The sequence below is a fragment of the Salicibibacter halophilus genome, assembly GCF_006740705.1.
Taxonomy (GTDB): Bacteria; Bacillota; Bacilli; order Bacillales; family Marinococcaceae; genus Salicibibacter; species Salicibibacter halophilus.
Genome location: NZ_CP035485.1, coordinates 2,654,892 through 2,676,755, shown reverse-complemented (window position 1 = coordinate 2,676,755; position 21,864 = coordinate 2,654,892). Strand labels below are relative to the sequence as shown.

Below are 21,864 nucleotides of genomic sequence, written 5' to 3'. Positions count from 1 at the left end.
TAATCATACTCCTTGTCCTTTACCACTATTTTATGGCTATAATATCAACATATGATAAATGCAAAAATGCATTAGGGGGGTAATGTATATTAAACTCAAATAGGGAATCTGTTTCACAGTCAATTAGACCGGATGAAAAGTGCACGCTATAAATCACATACTCACAAGGTAGCTTTTTTCCTCTTTCAGGAAAGCACTGCAAGCTAAACGCCGTGACAGCCGTACGAAAACCCATAAATCGAGGAATGCTCTTTATTATATTTTTCAGCCGCAGGAATGAGCCCATCCAATGAGATAAAAACATAATCCCGGCAACGGAAGCAAATACGATGCCGAACAGAATATCATTTAATAAAGGCATCAAGACCATAAATGCGACCACCGCACCGAGGGGCTCTGATAACCCTGACAAGAATGGATACAAAAGTGCTTTCTTTCTGCTTCCTGCTGCATAATATATGGGGATAAATACTCTGATGCCTTCCGGGATATTGTGAAGGGAAACTGCGATCGCTATGGCAACGCCGATCGTAGGTTCTTGTAAAGCCGCGGTAAAGGCAACAATGCCTTCCGGAAAGTTGTGAATGGTTATGGCAAGTGCGGTGAACCCCCCCATTCTCATTAGTTCCGGATTTCTGGCCGATTGGGGGGAGATTGATCCATCTCTTCTACTTTTTTCACTTTATGAGGGTTGCCTTGATTAAGAACGAGCTTGTCGATCAACGCCCCCAGCAACATACCGGCAAAGAACCCACCCACCGTCAGCCAACTTCCGATCTCCTCCCCTATAGCGCTTGTTAAGGCCTCCTGCGCTTCAAAAAAATCTCCACAAAAGATAGGTAAAAGCTTTTGCATCATTCCAATGGAGATTGTCATTTATTTAGGTTTCAAACCAGCTAATTTTTTTGATTCCTCTCCGAAAGGACTTTAATAAAACCAAAGATATGTGCAGCCCACACGATAACAATTAAAAATAGAAATGGAATTCGAGCAAAATTTGGTAACGGGATGTGAAAGAACAAGAAATAAACCGTGTGTAGAACGACCAAAATATAATATAGGTGCACACGCTGTTGGAGGTATTTCCAACCTTCTCGACCAAGCACTTTTATACTCTTTTTATTCGAGGTCATGAAAAGTGCAAATAAATAAACCAAGGCCACTATGCCAATAAGGTTACCGATGGCAAAGCCTGGATCAATATCATAACTATTTGTCATGGGATTAAAGACAAAGAACAGCCTCATGAAGTCCCACATAATCCAACCGTCAAAAATAATGTAAACATGAGCAAAAGCCGTTATGGCCACCCAAATTCCCAACTGTTTCCTCCAGTGCAGCAATAATTTCATGCTGTTGCTGAACTTTGAAGAGGATCCAAGAAGGAGAATCGCTACGATGTAAAGAACAGATATGTCGGCAAAAGCACGGTTCCAGGCATGCATCGGATCCCATTCTCTTCTTAAAAAGAGAAAGAAAGCCATAAGTGCCACGGTTACAATGAACAAGGTAATATGTTTTTTGATCGCTCGGCTCATTCTTTTCTTTCATCCCTTTCCATACGTTTTTTTATCAGTATAGAAAAAATATATGAAAAAACTATGGAGATCTATGGAACACCGGCAGCTTTTGTATCTTTCATAAAAATACTTCATTTTTTCTTCACTTTTTTCACCTACACTAGAACTATGAGGAAAGATGAGGAATGATAAAAGGAGAAAAACACAATGATTCCTCAGTAAGGGGGCATACATTGAATGTTAAAGGGTCAATAACTTCATCATCTGGATATTTATAAAGGGGGGGAGCAATTGCGGGGTAAATATATCATACCCATTGTTTTGACGGTAATAACTTTAGTGTTTCTTCTAACGTTTAACCCATTTACAGTTGAACCTGAAGCCGAGGAAACAGGGGAGTGGGTAGAGATTAACCAAAACAAGGTGAGTGCAGAGATTGGTAAGGAAAACGTTGAATTGGTTGACTTGCGTGAAAAAGAGCTTTACGACGAAGGACATATCCCCGGTGCGATTCATATTCCTTACGATGAATTTCAACAACGTTATAACGAATTGAGCGATAACAACCGTATCATCTTAATTTGCCACACAGGGAGCATGGGGGTTGATAGTGCGGACTTTCTTGTTAATCAAGGATTTGATGATGTCGCCAATTTTGGTGGAGGAATGGCCGTTTGGGAAGGGCCACTGGAAACAAATTAACGACTACCATTGCCCTAACGTGGAAAAGCCCATGGTCGCCGTTTGGTGAGCATTAAGTGATGGTATGATTTTGTGATCTTATATTGCGTGTAATATAGGATCACATTTTTGTCTTAACGTAAGTCGTAGTTTTAGAATTTGTAAATACCTTAATGCTATTACACAGGTAAAACTATCTATTCGGGAAAGAAAATTCTCATACAACTTATTGTCAAGTTCATGGAATTTTTGATCAAATGCCTAGAAATGAGTGAAGAAAATGCTGCTTTCTAATGTACAACCATTAAACCCCGTTGCCTTTGAAATCTTCGGCTGGCCGATATATTGGTATGGCGTTATTATCATTCTTGGTGCCTTACTAGGGTACGTATTAGTCAACCGTGAAGCCATACGTCGTGGACTTCCAAAAGACTTTATCGCAGACTTACTCATCTGGGCAGTTCCAGTTGCACTGGTTTTTGCAAGGATGTATTATGTCATCTTCAACTTGGATTATTATTTGGAAAACCCAGGACAAATAATTGCAATCTGGGAAGGTGGCCTTGCGATCCACGGTGGGCTAGTTGGTGGCGTTCTTACTGGGTATGTATTTGCAAAAATTCGAGGCTATTCTTTTTGGAAAGTTGCAGATATTGCAGCTCCGGGTATTTTACTTGGGCAAGCCATTGGGCGCTGGGGCAATTTTATAAACCAAGAGGCTCATGGCGGAGAGGTATCGAGGCAATTTCTTGAAAACCTTATGCTTCCGAATTGGATTATCAATCAAATGCTCATTGATGGCAGCTACTATCATCCAACTTTTCTATATGAATCCATTTGGAGTTTTATCGGGGTTGGGATTCTTCTTTATTTACGAAGAGTCAACTTGAGGCGTGGTGAGCTTTTTCTCACGTACGTTATTTGGTACTCATTTGGTCGTTTCTTCATTGAAGGATTACGTACGGACAGTTTAATGATCTTTGACCTCCTGCGTACGGCACAAGTCATTTCCATTGTTTTAATTGTCGGTGGTGTCATCACTATCATTTATCGAAGAAAAACAGGCTTATCTAGGATCAGGTATTTATCCGATGATCCACCGAAGAAAAAGAATAGGAAAAAAAATAAGAATAAGAAATGAGGGGTCTTCACTAAAATCTATGGCTGAAAACTAAGGACAAATATGGTAATAAACCCAAATAAATGAAAAGCACCCGTCACCCTTGCTATGATGAATGTGCGACCAAAAACCATAGTGGGGTGATCAGGTGCACAATCATTGTATCAAGCAATTGCTCGGACTTCCAGCCATCGATATTAAACAAAGTTATCTCGATAACGAGAAGAACATAATCTTTGAGATAATGCCTATCGATCGTATCCAACCTTGTCCGATTTGTCACTCGGAACAGGTGAAACGAAACGGGACACCATATAAACGCTGTGTTCGTCATTTATCCATGGGTGTTTCACACACCTACTTGTTGCTCCAGGCGATTGCTTTGGAGTGTCAAAACTGCGGGGCTAACTTTGTATGGCAATATGATTTTGTAGCTCCGAAAAAGCGTTATACGATCGCCTTTCAAAACCAATGCCTTCAAAAAGGCCACGGGACAACCGTAAAAAGCTTGGCAAGATTTGAAGAAGCCCCTTACACAACGGTCGAACGTTTCTTTAAGGTCGGTATCCAAATCGAAAGTGAAGCAACGCAACAGACATGCTTTCAAGATGCGATGGATCGACAGGGCTTGGTTTTAGGGATCGATGATTTTGCGATCCGTAAGGGCCATACCTATAACACCGGGATCCATGACTTAAAAGGCGGAAGTATGCTCGATATCATCTCTGGGCGAAAAAAAGAAGATTTACACACGTATGCCGAAGCGCATCCGTTTCTCCATGTTTTGAATCCCGTCGCCGTCGTCATGGATATGAGTTTCACTTATCACCAAGTGATCGGTTCCTGGTTCCCCCGGGCTATTCGGATTGTTGATCGATTCCATGTGAATCGCTATGTGACCGAAGCCCTTCAAGACGTTCGCCGCGATGTGCAGAAAGGATTGCCCCCGCACGCTCGGAAAAAACTGAAAAGGAATCATCGGCTTCTGGCAAAGCGCGGAGATGAGTTATCAGACAAAGAACTAGCAACTGTGCAAACCATTATTCATTACCATCCAACACTCGCCCAAGCGTACGAGTGGAAGGAAGCCTTTATCGAATGGTATGACCTTAGTACAAATGCCAAGCAAGCGGCCATAACACTCCAAAAATGGTACAAACAAGGGCATGCCATCCAGCACCAAGCGAGCGAAGAATGTCTGAAAACCTTGAAGAACTGGGAGAAAGAGATTGTTAATTATCATCGTTTACGCTACACGAATGCCGTTGTTGAAGGGCGGCATAACAAAATCAAAGCGCTTCAACGGCGTCATTATTTCACGAGAAATCCTAATGTTTACCACCAACGCATTCTTGTTGAATGTAATGAAGACTACATGAATCAATATATGGAAATATGAGCTTAGTCAACCATAGATTTTGGTGTTGAGCCGAAATGAGAAGAGGTAAAATGAAGACAAATAGCCAAAGATGATCCTCCAAGCGATTTGAAGCAAAAATAGTCCTAAGTTTTGCGAAATCAACAAAAACAGCCAAGGAACCGCAACAATGCTGGTTTTTTTTGGCTGTTTCCTTTTGTCAAAGATTTGTAGGGGAAATCAGCTCATTCTTTACTTTCCCTAAAATTTTTTCATCTTTCCTAATGGCAGGCATTTTTTTCTGAAACATTCTTTAAACCCGCATCTAACAAGCACTCTTGTTTCTTTTTCCAAATCGAGGACTCGGCGCACCTTGAATTGGAAAAAACCTTCTTCTCAGATGCACTGGAAAAGGCAAGGACCTTTCCAAATAAAGGGTCCTCCAAGCGCTACTCTACTCATTTAACGCCGTCTGCAACGTCTCAATATTTTTTCCCATTATGCTGAAATAGTCTTCATTATTCTCCATGTCTTCTTCGGAAATGGATTCCAAGTTTCGAAGCACCAGGCTTTCTGCGCCGATTTCCTCCTGAATCACTTCGGTGACGGAACTGCTCACGTTATTTTCAAAAACGACGTAGCCGATATCCTCTTCTTCCGCGATTTCGACGATTTCGGCAAGCTCTGATTGGGACGGCTCTTCATTAGGGGAAAGACCTAGAACGCTCAATTGTTCTAATCCGTAACGATCTTCCCAGTAGCCATAAGCAGCATGGGAGACAATCAACTCATCACGATCGGCCTCTGCAAACGTCGATTCCAACGTTTGATCGAGCGTTTCCAAATCATCACGTAGCGCTTCATAGTTTTCCGTAAAATAAGCTTCCTGTTCCGGCCGCAACTCGATAAGTGTATGTTTAATATTCTCCGCAACGTCTATACTACGGACCGGATCCAAAAAAATATGCGGGTCGCCATCCTCATGTTCAGCCTCGTGATCTTGTTCATGGTCATGATCATCATCATGGTCATGGTCGTTGCCAATTAGTTCAATGCCTTCGCCCGCAGGGACCATAGCCACACCCTCATCAGCGAGCATATCTTCGGCTGTTTCAACAAAGCCTTCCATACCTACGCCGGAATAGATAAAGGCATCGCTTTCCGCGAGTTGGATCAACTCATTAGCTGTCGGTTCAAAGGAATGCGCGTCTGCGTTCGGCGGGTAGATGGTTTCGGCATTGACTTCGCTGCCGCCGATTTTGGACGTAAAGTCCTCCAAAGCGAAAACCGTCGTGTGAATCTGTAAAGGATCCTCCTCCCTTTCGTTACCCAAGCTTTCCCCTTGGCAACCGGCAAGTGCTATGCCGGAAATGATGATCATCATACATGGTTTCCGCATCCAAATAAACACCCTTTCAAATAGTAATGATTACGATTTAAGATTAGAGAAACACATTGATCCTGTCAAGGTCTTTTTAAAATCTTCCTTTAATCTAGGGTAATCAACTACTTTCATAGAGAAGCATAAAGGGCTCAGTTTATGGATATCCCAAAAACTTTACGCGCGTGATTGGGATGATGGCGCTATATCTACTGAAAATATTATGAAGGGAGATACTTGTAATCATACAGTAATAGTATACTCATAGTTTCTCCATATTTTCTTGTTATTTTAATTTAGGAATACAAAAATAGGGAGGAATTTTAAATGAACATGAGAAAACTATTTTTATCTTCATCACTCGTGACAGTTGTTATGTTTGCACCGATGTGGAGTGAAAGTGTCTCCGCATACGCTGAGCCAGACGAGGATGATCATAGCAAACAAGATTATTACACAGAGGAAAACATGGGCGCTTCACAAAACTATCTCCTAAGAGATGACCAAGGTAGTGAAGTGGAGCAATTACAGTCTGAGTTAAGTAATCAAGGGTACGCTGTTCAAGTCGATGGAACGTTTGGTTCTGAAACAGAAAATGCTGTTAAAGAGTATCAAAGCGATCAAGGCCTTGTTATAGATGGAATAGCCGGCCCAAATACATATCAGGCATTAGAACCAGACACTTCAAGTAATGGTGATCCGTCAAATGAAGATTCAGAAAACCAAGATCCTGCTTCTTCAGATTCAGATATTGCTGCAACAGCTGAGAGTGTACTGGGAACGCCTTATCAATGGGGCGGCACAACGCCTGATGGATTTGATAGCAGCGGCTTTATCAATTATGTGTTTGATCAAAATGGCATCGATGTCTCTCGAACTCATGCAGAGATGTGGGAGAACGATGGGGAACACGTAACGTCTATGAGCATTGGGGATGTTGTGTTTTTCGAAGGCACGTATGATATGACAGGAGCTTCACACAGTGGCATATATATCGGGGATAACCAAATGATTCACGCAGGGAGTGAAGGTGTTGTTCAAGCTGACATTACCAGTGATTATTGGCAAGAGCACATCATCGGAACCAAAACCATGCAATAATTCCTCACAAAAATTAGCTGTTGCTATGATGTACTCATAACAACGATTGTTGAATAATCCTTTTTATTACATTGTAACCTATCAGTGCTTATTCAAACTATTAGGGAGAGATACAGTTTCTTATGTCTATCACTTATAAATATAAAATCCCATTTGAATTAAAGCTGACAAATCTATGAAATGTCTATTTAGGACCAAATTCGAAATGTTATATTATGTGTATGGAGAAACCATTAGTATCTATTTAACTTAAGGAGTAGGTATTCTGTGAATAAATTATTGATGATTCTTGGCAGCTCAGTCATGCTACTTGCTGCTTGTGGCGGAGAAGAAGCAGCGGATGAAGGAGATGAAACTGAAGAAGATCGAGAATTTACTTTGGAAGAACTTGAAGAATATGATGGGCACGATGGAAACGATGCTTATGTAGCGGTTGATGGAGTCGTTTACGACGTTACAGATGTTGATGAATGGGAAGGTGGAGAACACGCCCCCGCTGGTGGATTAGAGGCTGGTGATGACCACACAGAAGAAATTGAAGAAGCTCCACATGGAACTGATGTATTGGAAGACTTACCAACTGTTGGTACACTAGAAGAATAATAACAATTAGTTGCGAAGTTTAACCCTTTGGATAAGATGATTCCAAAGGGTATTTTTTAGGGAATGTTCCGCAATTACGCCCTTTGTATTATGAGTTCAACCAGAAATGACTGGTTAAACTCATAATACGAACGAAGCGAGAATGACTGTTCAAGAATATAAGCGCGATTGCGGAATAAGGCATGTTAGGAAATGTACTGTCACAATGTCTTACAAGATGGACTTTTAATCGAAATCTATTGCTAGTCATAAGAAAGGTTGGAGTCTCTCCATAAGCATTTCTTCGGTCACTTCTCCCATAATGATATCAACGATAATGCCTTCTTCATTAATCAAATACGTGGTTGGAAGACCGGCGACTTGATACGCATCAGCCATTTCCCCATCCTGGTCGAAGAGGATAGGCATAGTGACTGGTCGCTCATCTAAAAATTCCATTGCTTCATCCATCGTACGCTCAAACGATGACATATTGACCGCTAGCACATTTACCTCATCGTCATTAAATTCCTGATGGACTTGATCAAGCAGAGGAAATTCTCGAATGCAGGGTTCACACCAAGAAGCCCAAAAATTCATAATGACAAATGTGCCACGTACATCGTTTAAACTCATACTCTCTCCTTCGGCTTTCGGCAACTCCATATCCGGGGCTTTTTCTCCCTGGTTGACACCCATCGGTGGAGAAGAAACAGAATTATAGATGATTGCTCCCATCACCAACGTTGCAATCAGAAGAGCTCCTATACTGCTTACTTTTCGAACCATTCGTATTCCCCCGTCGACCCGCTTTCTAAGGAGATTAGCACCTTTCCACCTTCCGGGTCATCTAACCATTGAAATAACTCTACGCTGTCAGGATTAGATTTTTAATCGATTACGACCGTTGTTAAGAAGCTGTAGGGTCGACCATTTGCATAAAATCTTGGACGTGTTCTTCACTCATGCCACCTACGCGAATGTGAACAACCTCCCCGTTTTCATCAATCATATAGGTTGCCGGGAGTTGCCCGACACCATAATAATCCATCACATCGCTATTTTCATCCATGAGGATAGGGAAAGTTAACTGAAGACGATCAACAAATCGATCAATGGTCAACTCGGATTCCCCCACATTTACGGCAAGAATTTCAACATCATCATCCAAATACGCCTGATGTTGATCTTCCATATAAGGCATTTCTTCTTCACATGGTGGGCAATAGGTGCCCCAAAAGTTAAGAAATACGCCTTGCCCTTCATAATCGGCAAGCTCTACCCTTTCACCATCCATATTGATCAGCGTGAAATTGGGGGCTTGATCTCCTTCAGAAACCGCCTCCTCCGTGTGAACAAAATTGGTGTAAAACACGTAAGAAACAACGACAGCCAGCGTCATTAACACAGCCGTACGCATCCATAGGCGCCGTCGTTTACGTTTAGCTCTTTCCTCTTTATCCATAGTCCACCTCACTATTGATAGATTGCCATTGATGGCGCTTTTAGGCGTTTCCTAGACGTGTTCTCTCTGCATGGATACCTTGTCAAAGATGCTTTTGATTCTAAGCATAAGAGTGAAGACCTGCAATAACAAGGTTGACGAATATTAAATTAATCATGATAATCGCGAAACCAATAACAGCCAACCAAGCAGAAGGTTCCCCTTGCCAACTGCGGTTCAACCGTAAGTGCAGGTAAGCTGCATAGAAGAGAAAGGTAATGAGTGCCCACACTTCTTTCGGATCCCACCCCCAAAACCTTGTCCAAGCAATTTGAGCCCAGATCATGGCAAAAACAAGCCCTCCTAATGCAAAAAGTGGGAACCCAATTGCTATGGCACGATAGCTTATTTCATCCATTAAGTCCGGATTGACCCTTTTCACGAATGGTTGTAAAAGAGTCCCTATACGTCTCCTCGTGATTAAACGAACCGCCCCAAATAAAACGAGACCAGAACCAAAAGCCCATGCTGTTGTGTTCAAGGAATCACTATCAATCCAATCGGGCATTTCGAACCAAGGCTCCATACGATCTGAAGAGAGCAACTCTCCCTCGTTCGGGCCAAATATCGGGGGAAGATCATAAATGATTTCGGCTGGTTCTTCAAATTCATTGACATAAGCAAATTGAGCTTCATAACCGAATGCGTTAAACGCGTTGGTCAAAACGATGAAGGCAAAAAGAGTCATAAAGGTGTACATAATAAACTCGACGCCAAACGTCCTTTTGGTCATTTTTTTTTCTTTTAAATCGATTGTCCGTAGAAGGTAAATGACCCCTGCCCCAAAACTAACGGCAAGAATTCCCTGAGCCAACCCTGTTGTTAACACGTGAATCTCAAGCCAATAGGTTTGTAAAGCCGGTTGTAGTGGTTGATAATCAGTTACAAATACTGTGGCATACCCAATCATGAGCATCACAACAGGCAATGTAATGACACCAAGGACGTTACTTCTATATATGCCATAGATGATCACAAAAGCGAGGCTTAACGTAATACCAAAAAATGTGAGATACTCGAACATATTACTTACCGGGGCAAACCCGACCGTGATCCATCTGGTCACGAAATACCCTAAGGCAAAAACGAGGCCACCAATGGCTGTTATATACCCGAAAAGACCCCAGTTATTTCCCGTTACCCAGCCTTCTTTATTCCTCCATTTTCGCCCTGTCACAGACACCGCGTATAAAACCGTCGCAACTAAATAGAAAAAGAATGCGATCGTGAGTAGGATCATGCTCAAACTCATCTTTATTTACCTCCTATCCTCTCATTAAGAGTGAACCTTAGCTATTGTCCTTCTCCTCTCCCTTCTCATATTCATCATCGATTTGATCCCGAGGCGCCGTAATGCCTGTCTCTTTCGTGATCGCATCGATGTCTTTTTTCAGGGGTGCCCAGTGTTTATTCGTATGAGCAGCGAGCCAAACCTCTCCGTCGTTTCGTTGCAACCAAATGCGACGATGTGGCCAATAAGATCCTTGTACAAGACCGATAAGGAAAATGGCCCCTCCAACACTAAGATAGGGAATGGTGTTATCTTTTCGAACGGTAAGACCTGTTAAATCATTAGTATCAAGACCATCTAACGAAAACTCGTACCGATTCTCTTCTTGATCAGGGCTCACATTGTAATTCGCTTGAATACCGAGAAAAGTGTGGTCTAATGCTTCTGTATCCGGGTTCGCCATTTCAAAAATGAATGCCGGATTATCCGGGACATCGTTTTCCGTTGTTGGCATGCCCTCATCATTCATATAGAAATTCGGGAAGTAGCTATTAATGCGAACATCCTCCCCATTATCAAGGGCATACGTATCATCCGGGTCATTTAAATCTACGGTAAAGGAACCCAACACCTCATCGGTTTCCGTGTCCTCAACTTCAAAACTCAGTTCTTTTAACTCATCCAATTTATAGTCCACTTGATAAAGCGTGTAATCATCGAAGTGGAAGGCATCGTTGACTTCGATCGGATGCCGATCGACTTCTTCGAGCTCTTGATCGACGCCCAGAGGGCCTTCTGGTCTATATAATACTGCGTCTGTTCGAAAAGTTTCTTCAAACTGAAGGGCGGCACTTGCTTCCATGCCATCCGCAAAAATTTCATCATCTTCATCGAACTCTTCGTACGTGAATCCCTGATTCTCAACGTAATATTCACCGGATGTGCCAGGGACCACTTCGGTCTCGCCTTCACGAATCCACATATTTTCATCTACATACATGCCAGGGAAAAACCGAAGCGATGCCCCGATTAAAAATATAATCAACCCGATGTGATTCACATAAGGTCCCCACCGTGCCCAACGGTTTTTCTCCGCCAGTATATGGCCGTTTTCTTCCCGGATGTTGTAGCGCTTCTTTTTCAATAGATCTTGGGCTGCTTGAAACGTGTGGTCGACATCCTCCACCCGACTTGTCCCAAAAATACGCTGACGTTTCATAAAACTTTTGTGTCTTGTTACACGCTGCGATTTCAAAGCTTTATATAATGGAAAAAAACGATCGATACTAGCAATGATGATCGATATGCCCAGCGCAGCAATCAACAACATATACCACCAAGATCCATACATATTGTGCAACCCTAAAGCATAATAAGCTTGGCCTAATCCTCCGTACTCCTCTTCATAATACACTTCCGGCGTTTCGCCGGGCGGCATAAACATCTCTTGCGGAAAAATGGTTCCGAGGGAAGAGACAATTAGTGTTACAATTATAATGCCTATCCCTACTTTGACAGACGAAAAGAAATTCCAGATTTTATCGATAATGGATGTGCTATATATTTGGGAACGACGTGCGGCACCCTCGTAACGCATGTTGAGCAGTCGGTTCGAATCAGGGTCTGCCAGTGGTTTACCACATGATCCACATACTTCTGTGCCGTAAGGGTTGACTCGTCCACACTCGCAATTTTTGTTCATCATGAGCCCCCATAAATTTAGTTTCATAGATGATCAGTTTTTTGAAAGAATTTCTCATAACCACAACCATTTATATCATCCAGGACGGGACATACTGCCCTAAATACATTGCGATCGTCTCGAAATAACCTGTGAGAAGAAGGATGCCCAGGATAATCATAACGACCCCTCCCCCTTTTTGAATAGCCGGTAAAAAACGATTGATGGCGTTAAGCTTCTGGAAAGATTGCGCATAAAGGAGCGAAACTGCTATGAATGGTACCCCTAGCCCCATGGAATAAACAAATAGCATGGTTGACCCGGTTAGCATACTTCCGGATGCTCCCGCAAGCGTGAGAATGGAACCGAGGGTGATGCCAATACAAGGGGTCCATCCAGCTGCAAATACCAGACCAAACAGCACCGAACCGGAAAAGCTCGAAGCCTTTTTAGGGGTTTTGGCTACTTTTTTCTCGGTCAGTAAGGCACGAATGGAAATAAGCCCACTCATTTGTAGCCCAAATAAAATAATGATGATCCCGCCCATTTGCATAATGGCTGTACTGTACTGATTAAACCATGACCCGATAAGGGTTGAGGATAATCCAAGCAGCAAGAAAATAATCGTAAAGCCAAGAATAAATCCGATGCTGCGGGTGAAAATCAGCCGCCGCTCCGCATTGATGGCTCCCGATGAAACGTCAGTGCCGGTCAGTTGAGCCAAATAAGCCGGAAGCAACGGGAAAATACAAGGGGAAAAGAAAGATATGAGGCCTGCCGCAAAAGCAAGGCCGAGCGACACATCATCCATATAACGAGACCCTCCTCCAACATTGATGTATGATCAACGACTTACGTTTGCGCTTATGATTCATCTACACTAAAGCCCTGTTCCGCTTGTTGTTCCCATGTTTCTCCACCATTTTCGGTATAAAAAATATCACGTTCGATGGTCGTCACCATGAGAGTGTTTTCAGACTGTGGGTTCTGGGCCAGGTAACCAATGGCGTCTTCTTCGATCAATGGGGCAGGGATCTCTCTAACTACTTCGCCGGAGGCGTCTATCGCTTTGAGGGTTGTTTCTTCATCTATACCCTCGGCAACAAGCAATTCACCGGTGTGCGCATAAGTTAAAGCTGGCGCTGGCACACCACTTAGCACCTGTTCAAAGGTATCTCCGCCATCATCAGATTGAAAGGCCCCTTCTTCTGTACTCAGAGCCACCCTATCTTCCTCATCAGGATGGGCGGCAATCGCAATCACGCTTCCGTTCACCCCGTCAGCGTCCCGCGACTCCCATTCCTGTCCCTCGTCGAGGGTTCGATGCAGCCCCAGCTCATCCATTTTTGAATTAAGCTCCGGATTCATGACATAGATGGCGTCTGTGTTGTAACTGGCCGACATGACATGAAAATCAACCTCCCCTTCGAGCGCGAGTAAATCAAGCGTTTCGCCCCCATCCGTACTTTTTACAAGTCCAAACGGGTTCTCATAATCCGACTGCATGTTTGGATGTCCACTGCTATAAAAACCTTCAGACGTCATGGTGAAGCCCATAAAGTCATGAAGCTCCCCTTCGCCACTCTCCACATTCTTCCATGTCCCATCCTCATAGACTCGCAACCCATCATGTGCCGGAATATATGCCTGCTCCCCATCTTCTGTGAAGCCAAGCCCATGGATATGCGTAAATTCAACCTCTTCTTGAGCTTCGGTTTGACACCCACTCATGAGTACTCCAACTGCTGCTAAACTTGCAAGATACAATCTCATGTTTTTCTTCCTTTCCGTTTGCTTATGAATGAAATGATAATGTAAATCATTGCACCTACTAATAGAGGGATCCCCATCCAGAAACAGATTTGAAAAAGGAGCTGGAGATAAGAAGGAACATCGGCTGAAGCCGATATAATGCCGGACATTACCAAACAGTGCAAGCCGATGGCGATTACCAACGAAGCAATCCACCAATCCCTTCTAGTCATTCATCGCCCTCCTTTGCTTCTGGAAAACGTAGCGTAAATGTCGTCCCTTTTCCGGTAACACTTTCCACCTGAATGCTTCCATATTGAAGTTCCGTCAATTGTTTCACGATGGCAAGCCCTAAACCGGTCCCCCCAAAATCACGTGATCTGGACTTTTCAGCCCGATAGAAACGTTCAAAAATGTAGGGAAGATCTTCAGGATCGATACCCCTTCCCGTATCCGAAATTTTTACTTCGATATTCCCGTCTTTCAAGGATCCCTCGATCCAAACATGCCCGTTTTCCGTATAACTCACCGCGTTTTGAAGTAAATTTGTGAAGATCTGTTCCAACCGGAAACTATCAGCTACAATCGTTGGAAATTTCCCTTCCATATCAACCTTTATGGTATTGTTCTTTTTCTTAGCTTCGGTGGCCAGTTTTGCTGTTGCTCGTTTGGTAACGTCTCCGATATGAACGAGTTCAAGGTCCAAGGGAAAACGCTCTTCTTCCATTCGGGATAATTCAAATAAATCATGAATCAATCGATTCATGCGGTGGGCTTCTTCATGAATAATATCGACAAACTGTTGCCTTTCGGTTTCATCCTGATAAAGCTCCTTTTTTAGTGCATCACAATACCCCTGAACATAAGACAGTGGCGTCCGTATTTCATGAGACACGTCCGAAAAAAAAGCTTGCCTGTTGTTCCGGTACCTTTTTAGTTCACGTGCCAACTCATTCATGGAATGGGAGAGCGAACCCAACTCATCCTTCGTTTTCACAGGCACTTCCACATCTAGATCCCCCCTCGCCATTTGGTTTGCGGCTCTTTCCATCTCCTGCAGGGGCGTTGAAAATTCTCTGGAGGCAATAAACGTAAAACCAAAGGCAAGAAGAAGGGCTCCAACGCCTGATAGAAGCAGCGCCTGCTGTACTTGAATGGCAGACTGATCCATAAGATCCGAAGGTGAAAAGACAATGACCTCTCCTAGATCGTCATCCTGCACTTGTTCCCCAGCATAAATATATTCTTGGTGATCATTTGGGTCGGTAAATCTTCCTGCCTCCCCCTGCAATGCGGAATGCTCAGAGGGATGAAAACCACGGATCCCGGAATCTTCGACAACGTCTCCATTTGCATCAATAATGACCATTTTTCGGGCTGTCTCCCGATCCATCGATTGGACAAGAAGTTCGATGTCAGGATCATCAACTACAGCAAGGAGGGTTGCATATTGGGAAGCCATTTCATCCGTTTCATCGTATAAATGGACTTCATTATAATTGGTGAAAATTTGAACCATGACATACCCTAACGGAAGCAATACGATGAGAAACAAAATCATGATTGATCCACCGAGCTTATAAAATATCCTGTTCATCGGTTATTTCCCTTCCGTTGTATTAAATGTGTATCCCACTCCCCATACGGTCTTCATTGGATTAAATGGCAGACCAGCCTTTTTCAATTTGGTTCGGATATTTTTGATATGGGTGTCAATCGTTCGAGGATCGTGCCATTCACAATCCATTGTCCAAATCTGCTCGATGACATTTTCCCTTGTATACACGCGTTCCGGACGGGAGGCCATTAAATACAAAATCGCAAATTCTTTTGCGGTTAAATCAACGGATTGTCCCGCCACCTTAACCTCGTGTCGATCTGGGTGAATAAATAATGCCCCGTCTGTTATCTTTGCTGGATCCTCGTTTAAAGAGCTGGATTTACGTCGGAGCAATGCTTTTACACGTGCAACGAGTTCCTCTGGAGCGAACGGTTTCACGAGATAATCATCTGCCCCAAGGTCAAGCCCCTTGACCCGATCTTCTATTTCTGTTTTTGCTGTTAGCATCAAAATACCTATATTGGATCCTTCAGTACGAAGGTGTTCACATACGGTCCAACCATCGGTCCGGGGCATCATAATATCTAAAATAACGGCATCGTAAGGTTGATCGGTTGCCTTATGTATCGCTTCTATTCCGGAACTTGCTTCATCAAGTTCATAGCCTGCATTTGTCAAATAAAGACCAACCAACTGTCTCATTTTTCTCTCGTCATCCACAATAAGTATACGTTCAGCCACTTTTGCTCCTCCCATGAAGTACTACATATCAAGTTTAGCTAGTAAATATGTAGTTGATGTGAAGATTGCGTTCGTAAAATTTGATCATTTTTTGACATAGACACTGAGGTAGAGTGTCACCTCTCATTATAAAAAGAAACCCTGAAGGCGAATAGAAATCCGCCTCAGGGTGGAGAGATTATGCAGCCGCCATCTCACGGCATACTTTTGCGCACCGGTGACAAGCTTCCGCACAATCTTGGCAATGCTGGTGGTGGTCGTGCTTTGCACACTCATCGCCACAAGCCTGACAGATGTCCGCGCACAATTCACAGATCTGCTTAGCAAAACGGCTGTTTGTTTGCATAGCCTTAACGGCAAACGCACAGGCATCGGCACATTCTCGGTCCAAACGGATACATTCCGCCAGCATTTGTACGTTGTCTTCCTTCAGACACTCATCAAAACACCGATTGCACTGTTCCATGCATTCTAAACATGCTTGGATACACTCTTGATAAGTCATTAATCTTGGTACTCCTTTCTTACGACACATAATTTGCATTCACTAGCTAGTATGCGGTGTCCTTAATGGTTTACCCATAAAATATGTAGTTTTTATGAAGAAGGATAAATTTTTTTGCTTGTGAGTGTCTTATTAACACTGTGAATTAAAGGAAACTGATTGGTCAAAACAGTACAAAAATATCTATATCATAAAACGACAATCCTTCTATAAATTACAAAAATGCCCTTATCGGATCACTCGACCTTAATGGCCCATGGAATGATCAGATAAGGGCTATCTGTTCTCCATTTGTCATCGGTTTATCTGGCCATTATATATCCCCTTCATTTACGGAATATAGCTTTTGACATGAGCCATCAAGTTTATTAAATCTTACATTCCCCCATTTACTAATCGGTTAGAAGGTGGCCAATACATGCTTTTTTTATTCGACTTCTGATAGTTCATCTTCGGTGACCCATTTATGATTTTCCACTTCTTCGCCACCGTCCGTCGGTGTGTAATCAATCATATAAACCGTCGTTTCTTCAGCCTCATCAATCTCAGCCGTGGCTCCTTCCATACCGTCCATATGATCGGCTTCTAATGTGACTTCTGCTCCCGGTTCAAATGTTTCCTCCCCGGCGTCTTCAATTTCTTCATGAACCACCCATTCATGATTTTCTTCTCTTTCTCCGCCATTGGTTGGGTCGTAAGAAACAACGTAGGCAGTCGTATCATAAGCCCCAACGATGGTGGCCTCAGCACCTTCCATTTCTTCCATATGGGCGTCTTCGATCATTGCTTGGCTTCCCACTTCAAACGTTGGATTCTCTTCTTCCTCTAAATCATCCGGAACTTCACCGGAAGTGGAGTGATCCATGTCTTCGTGCTCGTCATCGTCCATATCCATGTCATCCATATCCATGCCATCCATATCGTCGTTATCGGGCATCTCATCCTCCATATCTTCCATATTATTATCAGAATCGGGATCCATCTCCATACCTTCATCTGGCATTGGATCTTCATCATCATTGCCACATGCAGCTAATGCAAAAGCTGTTACTAGGGAAAAGGACCCTATCATGATTTTCTTCTTCATTCTATAATTCCTCCTTTTCATGAATAACGTTAATGTACTAAAAAAATGTGTAGAAAATATGGAGTGATCGTTCATAGAGCAAAAAAACAGTTTTCATTAGATTTAAGTTTTATTCATAAATTCTACATTTTTTTCGTTTACAGTGTGACATAACCAATCAAAAGGAGGAAGAAAATTGAAAAAAGTATATATAGGAATGAGTACCATTGTTTTAGCGCTAGGTGGTTGCTCGGATGAGGGGTTAGATTAGAGATCTACGGGATCTACCGAGAATCAACAAGAGGATCAAGGGAATGAAATGATGACTGAAGACGGTAAAGAAGTGTTTAATCTAAATGTTACCGAGACGCACTGGATGTTTGATGAGGAAACCATGACAGATGCCTGGACGTATAATGGATCCGTACCCGGCGAGAAGATTCGTGTCCAGGAAGGGGATGAGGTTATATTAAATGTCAAAAACAATTTGGAAGAACCCACTGCCCTTCATCTACATGGGTTCCCCGTCCCTAACGCGATGGATTTGAGCCAGCCTTTACGCCTGATCCAGATGTTCCAATCAACCTGAATAATATTAAAACAGGGGCTTCTTCGAGAAGTCTCTTTTCTTTTGTCATCTTGACTGAAGGAATATGGATGTACAAAGATGCCCGTTTTTGGAGTTTTATCAACTTCACTCTTTCTACACATTTTTTTCTTAAAATCCAACTAGGTTTTTCGAAAACGTAAATACTTGGAAAGAAGGTTCTCATGCGATCGGTGAAGAATGAAGGTCAGGGTCAGGGTAATAGAATTAAGATTTTAGATCAACTGCGTGGATTAGCTTTACTAGCTATTTTTTTAGTAAATATTTCTGGATTGGCTTCCATAGAGACGGAAAACCAATCTTCTATCAATGAATCCATCGATACCTTGATGTCAATTTTACTGGAAGATAGCGCCAGGCCATTATTTGCATTTATGTTCGGAATCAGTCTTATTCTTATTTATCAAAGACTAAGCAAAAAAAATTTGAATCCATTCCCAACGTTATTCCGCAGGTTGCTATTACTATTTATAATTGGGGCTCTCCATGGGTATTACATTTGGGCGGGGGACATCCTGCTTATGTATGCCATGGCTGGTTACGTACTTCTTTTTTTTATTAAGTTTCCAGAGAAGTGGTTGCTTACAATGGCTTTGTTTTTTTGGCTGGGGTATACGATTGGAGTGGATTTTCTAAATTATTTTTTCCCTCACTCGTTTTCTCTTGACGAATGGCTCAAAGACTTACTACTTGGACCGGGAGAATCTCCCACGGGGTCCGAATATCTCATTAATGAATTTTCTTCTATGGTGGAACATTTGGGCTTTTTCTTATTTGGGATGTACACTTATCGTAAGGGTTTACTTTCACAAGCAATAGCACGGAGAAAGCGAATGTGGCTCCTATCTTTGATTTTCCTTACTGTTGGTGTTTCCGGAAAAACAGCCCCTTATTATGAGGTTGATGCCCTTGTCTTCACGCCTCTGGAAAATTTTTATCCGTTTGTCGTAACCGTTGGAATCTTAATGAGCATTATTCTTTTAGGAACGAGCAGAACGACGACCCTATCAAATGCGTTGTTGCCATTTACTGCTGTTGGAAAAATGGCTTTCACCAATTACCTTTTGCAGTCGCTGGTATTCGTAAGTCTGTTTATGCACAGTGGGAGAACAATTTTTGAAAGGGTCGGAATTTGGATGGAACCAAGCTATGTATTCGCCCTTTTTATAGGTATCATTTTATTTGTCGTACAAATGATTTTCAGCCACCTCTGGCTAAAAACGTTTTACTATGGCCCTTTTGAATGGTTTTGGAGAATGGGAACATATGGAAAGAAGGTTCCGTTAAGGAGGAAAACATAAATTTCTATTCAAAACATGGCCTCCTGTCTAATATGAGGAAATCAACCGAAATGGGTTACGTTCATTTTAAGTTAATAATTTCTGCTTTCACATGGAGGCATGGTTCTCAACAGTTCTTACATTTACTGTTGTGCTCAGACGATCAAAATGAAGTAATACCCTTAGGCATTTACTTCACCTACTACAATATACCCCCCAAGCATTTAGAACCCCCTCGCTATAACAACGAGGGGGGCTCTAAGTGCAGTATTAGCAGCAAAACGCGGAATGAAATTGTACGCTGACGATAATGAAGAGGAGGCGAGAAACACCCCCAAATCTAACGGTCAAGTTCCTCGTAGATATATTCTTGTATAACTTCAGCTACTGCGTCAGCACTGCGATAGACTTCTTCAAACGTGTTGTCCACCCCTCCGAATTCGATGGTCATCGAATTCGGTGATAAATCCTGATTATAAACCCCATCCACGCCGGCACCTCCCGAGGTCATGACGCCTCTACTTAATCCCGGCCACTTATCCTCCAGGCGGTGATGGATTTCTACCGCCATTTCCAAATTATGTTCATAGTCCGGATGGTCTTCTCCGATAACAAAAAATGTTCGCGCATAAACTTCATCATTAATTGTAGCTGTAGTAAGCTCTCGTTCTACAGAGTCACGGTGAAGATCAAAGAAAAATTCGAGTTGTTCATGTTCTTCCACGTCTTGCATGAGAATCTCGCGAGATACCTCATAAGATTGGCTATAATCCCATTCTCGCTCATTTAATTTCTGTTGAATGTCATGATCAGACACTTCTACAGGAAGCCCGTATTCGCGAAATTGATCGGCTAGATAGTTGCCAACCTGAACAATATTAATTTCTTGGTGGTTTGGATCGTCTCCCTCGATTTCAGGCAAAAAAGACTCACGGCTATGTGAATGTAAGAGATGAATGATCGGTTCTTCATCGGAAATCTCAGGTGGATCATCGTCTACAGTATCTCCCCTTTCACTTCCATCAGTTTCGGGTTGTTCATATTGATGTTCCTCGAAAGGAGGGGGAGATTCCATAGCCATATTTGTAAAGTCAGTTCCTTGCCCAGCAATTACAAGCGTATTGTCAAAACCTGAAAAACCGGGAATCTCTCTTCCCAAAAATGTGCGTGGGTCATTCAAGTTCATATTCGTAGCAAGCTCTATAACTGTTGTTGTCAAACTGGGGGTAGAAGTATCTTGCATTGCATCTAGATAATACCGATTTTCAGCCCCTAATAAATGGATAAACCAATCACTTTGTGCCTCTTTCGTCCAATCATGAAGGACTGATGAAGAAAAGCGATGTTGATTATCCGCAGTCGTTAGCATAGCAATAATAAGAAAGGTTCCAACGATAAAAGCGACGGCTACCATAAAGATTGACTGAACATTCGATTTCGATACTGAGAAGGCATTTGAGTAGTGATATGGTCTGCGCAAGGGCCTGTCCCTCCTTACGCTATCATTCTATTTAGAAAATACTTTTACTAGAACGTGTCTAATGGTCCAATTTTGGGGCGGATATCGCCAAAGTTCTCGAAGGTCTCAGAATTGAATCATCCGTTGGCGATATGTCTTTAATTGTTTTGGAAAGACATGCGTTTTTTCTCAAGAACGAGCACATTTCAAGTATTCTTTTATACAGTGGTCAGAACTTCAGAGCACCCACCCTGACTTATAGGCCATAGCCGAAGCATACCTTTAACTTCATTTCTCCAAGGGGCTCGGGGAATATCTGTGCCGATCATGATGATCGGCACAGGAATGGCTATATTCATAGATTATAATACATCTGTTGAAATACTTTTAGCGCATGTAACTGCTCTTGAATCGAGGCATTTGGAGTATAATCCCACCCTTTTGATTCAATAAAATCACTATATCTGCTTTGTAACCCAAACTGTTGTAGGGCCATTTGTAAATGAATATTCCTTACATTCTGTGCGTTCATACTTAAGGAAGAGTTAAAATTATCTTGAGCCATTGTCATTGCTGTATTACGTGCCTCAGAGACAATATTTTGTTCATTCATATAAGAAACAATGTGGCTACGCTCCCGGTAGCCACCATCTACCATGAAAATGGGTGTTTGCTCAAAATGGGAGTATATCCTCTTTATGAATTGGCGATATCTTTACTAACAATACAACCAGG

The 21,864-nt window shown here is 42.5% G+C and carries 24 protein-coding genes; 7 read left to right on the top strand and 17 right to left on the bottom strand.

What is annotated here, in order from left to right:
- Positions 1–25: 25 nt before the first annotated feature.
- The 3 genes from EPH95_RS13055 to EPH95_RS13050 are packed head-to-tail and all read right to left on the bottom strand — an operon-like array spanning position 26 to position 1,538.
- Positions 26–616 (bottom strand): ZIP family metal transporter, encoded by a 591-nt coding sequence (locus tag EPH95_RS13055; RefSeq protein WP_405127388.1) that lies wholly within the window; start codon positions 614–616, stop codon positions 26–28.
- 5 nt (positions 617–621) lie between these two features.
- Complete coding sequence (locus tag EPH95_RS19820; protein WP_405127387.1) at positions 622–876, bottom strand: ZIP family transporter; 255 nt, start codon at positions 874–876, stop codon at positions 622–624.
- A 20-nt stretch (positions 877–896) separates the two neighbouring features.
- Positions 897–1,538 (bottom strand): ferric reductase-like transmembrane domain-containing protein, encoded by a 642-nt coding sequence (locus EPH95_RS13050; protein WP_142090507.1) that lies wholly within the window; start codon positions 1,536–1,538, stop codon positions 897–899.
- 273 nt (positions 1,539–1,811) lie between these two features.
- On the opposite strand from EPH95_RS13050, the gene EPH95_RS13045 reads away from it, so the two are divergent.
- The 3 genes from EPH95_RS13045 (at position 1,812) to EPH95_RS19275 (ending at position 4,720) form a co-directional block, all read left to right on the top strand.
- Positions 1,812–2,222: a rhodanese-like domain-containing protein gene (locus EPH95_RS13045; RefSeq protein ID WP_142090506.1), complete on the top strand. Its 411-nt coding sequence runs from the start codon at positions 1,812–1,814 to the stop codon at positions 2,220–2,222.
- A gap of 259 nt (positions 2,223–2,481) precedes the next feature.
- Positions 2,482–3,342: a prolipoprotein diacylglyceryl transferase gene (lgt, locus tag EPH95_RS13040; protein ID WP_142090505.1), complete on the top strand. Its 861-nt coding sequence runs from the start codon at positions 2,482–2,484 to the stop codon at positions 3,340–3,342.
- A gap of 223 nt (positions 3,343–3,565) precedes the next feature.
- The gene (locus tag EPH95_RS19275; RefSeq protein ID WP_227003908.1) at positions 3,566–4,720 is read left to right on the top strand and encodes an ISL3 family transposase; all 1,155 of its coding nucleotides are present in this window, start codon (positions 3,566–3,568) and stop codon (positions 4,718–4,720) included.
- A gap of 412 nt (positions 4,721–5,132) precedes the next feature.
- Here the strand turns inward: EPH95_RS19275 and EPH95_RS13030 are convergent, their stop codons facing one another.
- The gene (locus tag EPH95_RS13030) at positions 5,133–6,077 is read right to left on the bottom strand and encodes a metal ABC transporter solute-binding protein, Zn/Mn family (protein WP_142090504.1); all 945 of its coding nucleotides are present in this window, start codon (positions 6,075–6,077) and stop codon (positions 5,133–5,135) included.
- 309 nt (positions 6,078–6,386) lie between these two features.
- Here EPH95_RS13030 and EPH95_RS13025 point away from each other — a divergent pair, with 309 nt between their 5' ends.
- Complete coding sequence (locus EPH95_RS13025; protein ID WP_142090503.1) at positions 6,387–7,160, top strand: C40 family peptidase; 774 nt, start codon at positions 6,387–6,389, stop codon at positions 7,158–7,160.
- Positions 7,161–7,427: 267 nt separating this feature from the next.
- Entirely contained in the window at positions 7,428–7,763 is a 336-nt protein-coding gene (locus tag EPH95_RS13020; RefSeq protein ID WP_227003907.1) for a cytochrome b5 domain-containing protein, read from the top strand.
- 246 nt (positions 7,764–8,009) lie between these two features.
- Here the strand turns inward: EPH95_RS13020 and EPH95_RS13015 are convergent, their stop codons facing one another.
- The 11 genes from EPH95_RS13015 to EPH95_RS12965 form a co-directional block, all read right to left on the bottom strand.
- Positions 8,010–8,531 carry a TlpA family protein disulfide reductase gene (locus tag EPH95_RS13015; RefSeq protein WP_142090502.1) on the bottom strand — a complete coding sequence of 174 codons (522 nt, stop codon included), beginning with the start codon at positions 8,529–8,531 and terminating at the stop codon, positions 8,010–8,012.
- A gap of 121 nt (positions 8,532–8,652) precedes the next feature.
- Positions 8,653–9,207: a thiol-disulfide oxidoreductase ResA gene (gene resA / locus EPH95_RS13010; RefSeq protein WP_142090501.1), complete on the bottom strand. Its 555-nt coding sequence runs from the start codon at positions 9,205–9,207 to the stop codon at positions 8,653–8,655.
- A gap of 100 nt (positions 9,208–9,307) precedes the next feature.
- The gene (gene ccsB, locus EPH95_RS13005) at positions 9,308–10,498 is read right to left on the bottom strand and encodes a c-type cytochrome biogenesis protein CcsB (protein WP_142090500.1); all 1,191 of its coding nucleotides are present in this window, start codon (positions 10,496–10,498) and stop codon (positions 9,308–9,310) included.
- Positions 10,499–10,535: 37 nt separating this feature from the next.
- Positions 10,536–12,182: a cytochrome c biogenesis protein ResB gene (resB, locus tag EPH95_RS13000; RefSeq protein WP_142090499.1), complete on the bottom strand. Its 1,647-nt coding sequence runs from the start codon at positions 12,180–12,182 to the stop codon at positions 10,536–10,538.
- Between the two features lie 67 nt (positions 12,183–12,249).
- The gene (locus tag EPH95_RS12995) at positions 12,250–12,969 is read right to left on the bottom strand and encodes a cytochrome c biogenesis CcdA family protein (RefSeq protein WP_142090498.1); all 720 of its coding nucleotides are present in this window, start codon (positions 12,967–12,969) and stop codon (positions 12,250–12,252) included.
- A gap of 53 nt (positions 12,970–13,022) precedes the next feature.
- A complete protein-coding gene (locus EPH95_RS12990; RefSeq protein WP_142090497.1) occupies positions 13,023–13,931 on the bottom strand; it encodes a F510_1955 family glycosylhydrolase in 909 nt (302 codons plus the stop codon).
- Entirely contained in the window at positions 13,928–14,143 is a 216-nt protein-coding gene (locus EPH95_RS12985; protein WP_142090496.1) for a hypothetical protein, read from the bottom strand. The genes EPH95_RS12990 and EPH95_RS12985 overlap by 4 nt, the downstream gene beginning before the upstream one ends.
- Positions 14,140–15,507 carry a sensor histidine kinase gene (locus EPH95_RS12980; RefSeq protein ID WP_142090495.1) on the bottom strand — a complete coding sequence of 456 codons (1,368 nt, stop codon included), beginning with the start codon at positions 15,505–15,507 and terminating at the stop codon, positions 14,140–14,142. The genes EPH95_RS12985 and EPH95_RS12980 overlap by 4 nt, the downstream gene beginning before the upstream one ends.
- Before the next feature lie 3 nt (positions 15,508–15,510).
- Positions 15,511–16,212 carry a response regulator transcription factor gene (locus tag EPH95_RS12975; RefSeq protein WP_227003906.1) on the bottom strand — a complete coding sequence of 234 codons (702 nt, stop codon included), beginning with the start codon at positions 16,210–16,212 and terminating at the stop codon, positions 15,511–15,513.
- A 178-nt stretch (positions 16,213–16,390) separates the two neighbouring features.
- Positions 16,391–16,717 (bottom strand): four-helix bundle copper-binding protein, encoded by a 327-nt coding sequence (locus EPH95_RS12970; RefSeq protein ID WP_142090493.1) that lies wholly within the window; start codon positions 16,715–16,717, stop codon positions 16,391–16,393.
- A 427-nt stretch (positions 16,718–17,144) separates the two neighbouring features.
- Complete coding sequence (locus EPH95_RS12965; protein WP_142090492.1) at positions 17,145–17,804, bottom strand: YdhK family protein; 660 nt, start codon at positions 17,802–17,804, stop codon at positions 17,145–17,147.
- Between the two features lie 298 nt (positions 17,805–18,102).
- On the opposite strand from EPH95_RS12965, the gene EPH95_RS12960 reads away from it, so the two are divergent.
- Entirely contained in the window at positions 18,103–18,372 is a 270-nt protein-coding gene (locus EPH95_RS12960; protein WP_227003905.1) for a multicopper oxidase domain-containing protein, read from the top strand.
- 182 nt (positions 18,373–18,554) lie between these two features.
- Positions 18,555–19,691: a DUF418 domain-containing protein gene (locus EPH95_RS12955; protein ID WP_142090491.1), complete on the top strand. Its 1,137-nt coding sequence runs from the start codon at positions 18,555–18,557 to the stop codon at positions 19,689–19,691.
- Between the two features lie 319 nt (positions 19,692–20,010).
- Here EPH95_RS12955 and spoIIP read toward each other — a convergent pair whose 3' ends face one another.
- Both spoIIP and EPH95_RS12945 read right to left on the bottom strand, forming a co-directional pair.
- The gene (gene spoIIP, locus EPH95_RS12950) at positions 20,011–21,150 is read right to left on the bottom strand and encodes a stage II sporulation protein P (protein ID WP_142090490.1); all 1,140 of its coding nucleotides are present in this window, start codon (positions 21,148–21,150) and stop codon (positions 20,011–20,013) included.
- 334 nt (positions 21,151–21,484) lie between these two features.
- The gene (locus EPH95_RS12945; RefSeq protein WP_142090489.1) at positions 21,485–21,787 is read right to left on the bottom strand and encodes a spore coat protein; all 303 of its coding nucleotides are present in this window, start codon (positions 21,785–21,787) and stop codon (positions 21,485–21,487) included.
- Between the last annotated feature and the right edge of the window lie 77 nt (positions 21,788–21,864).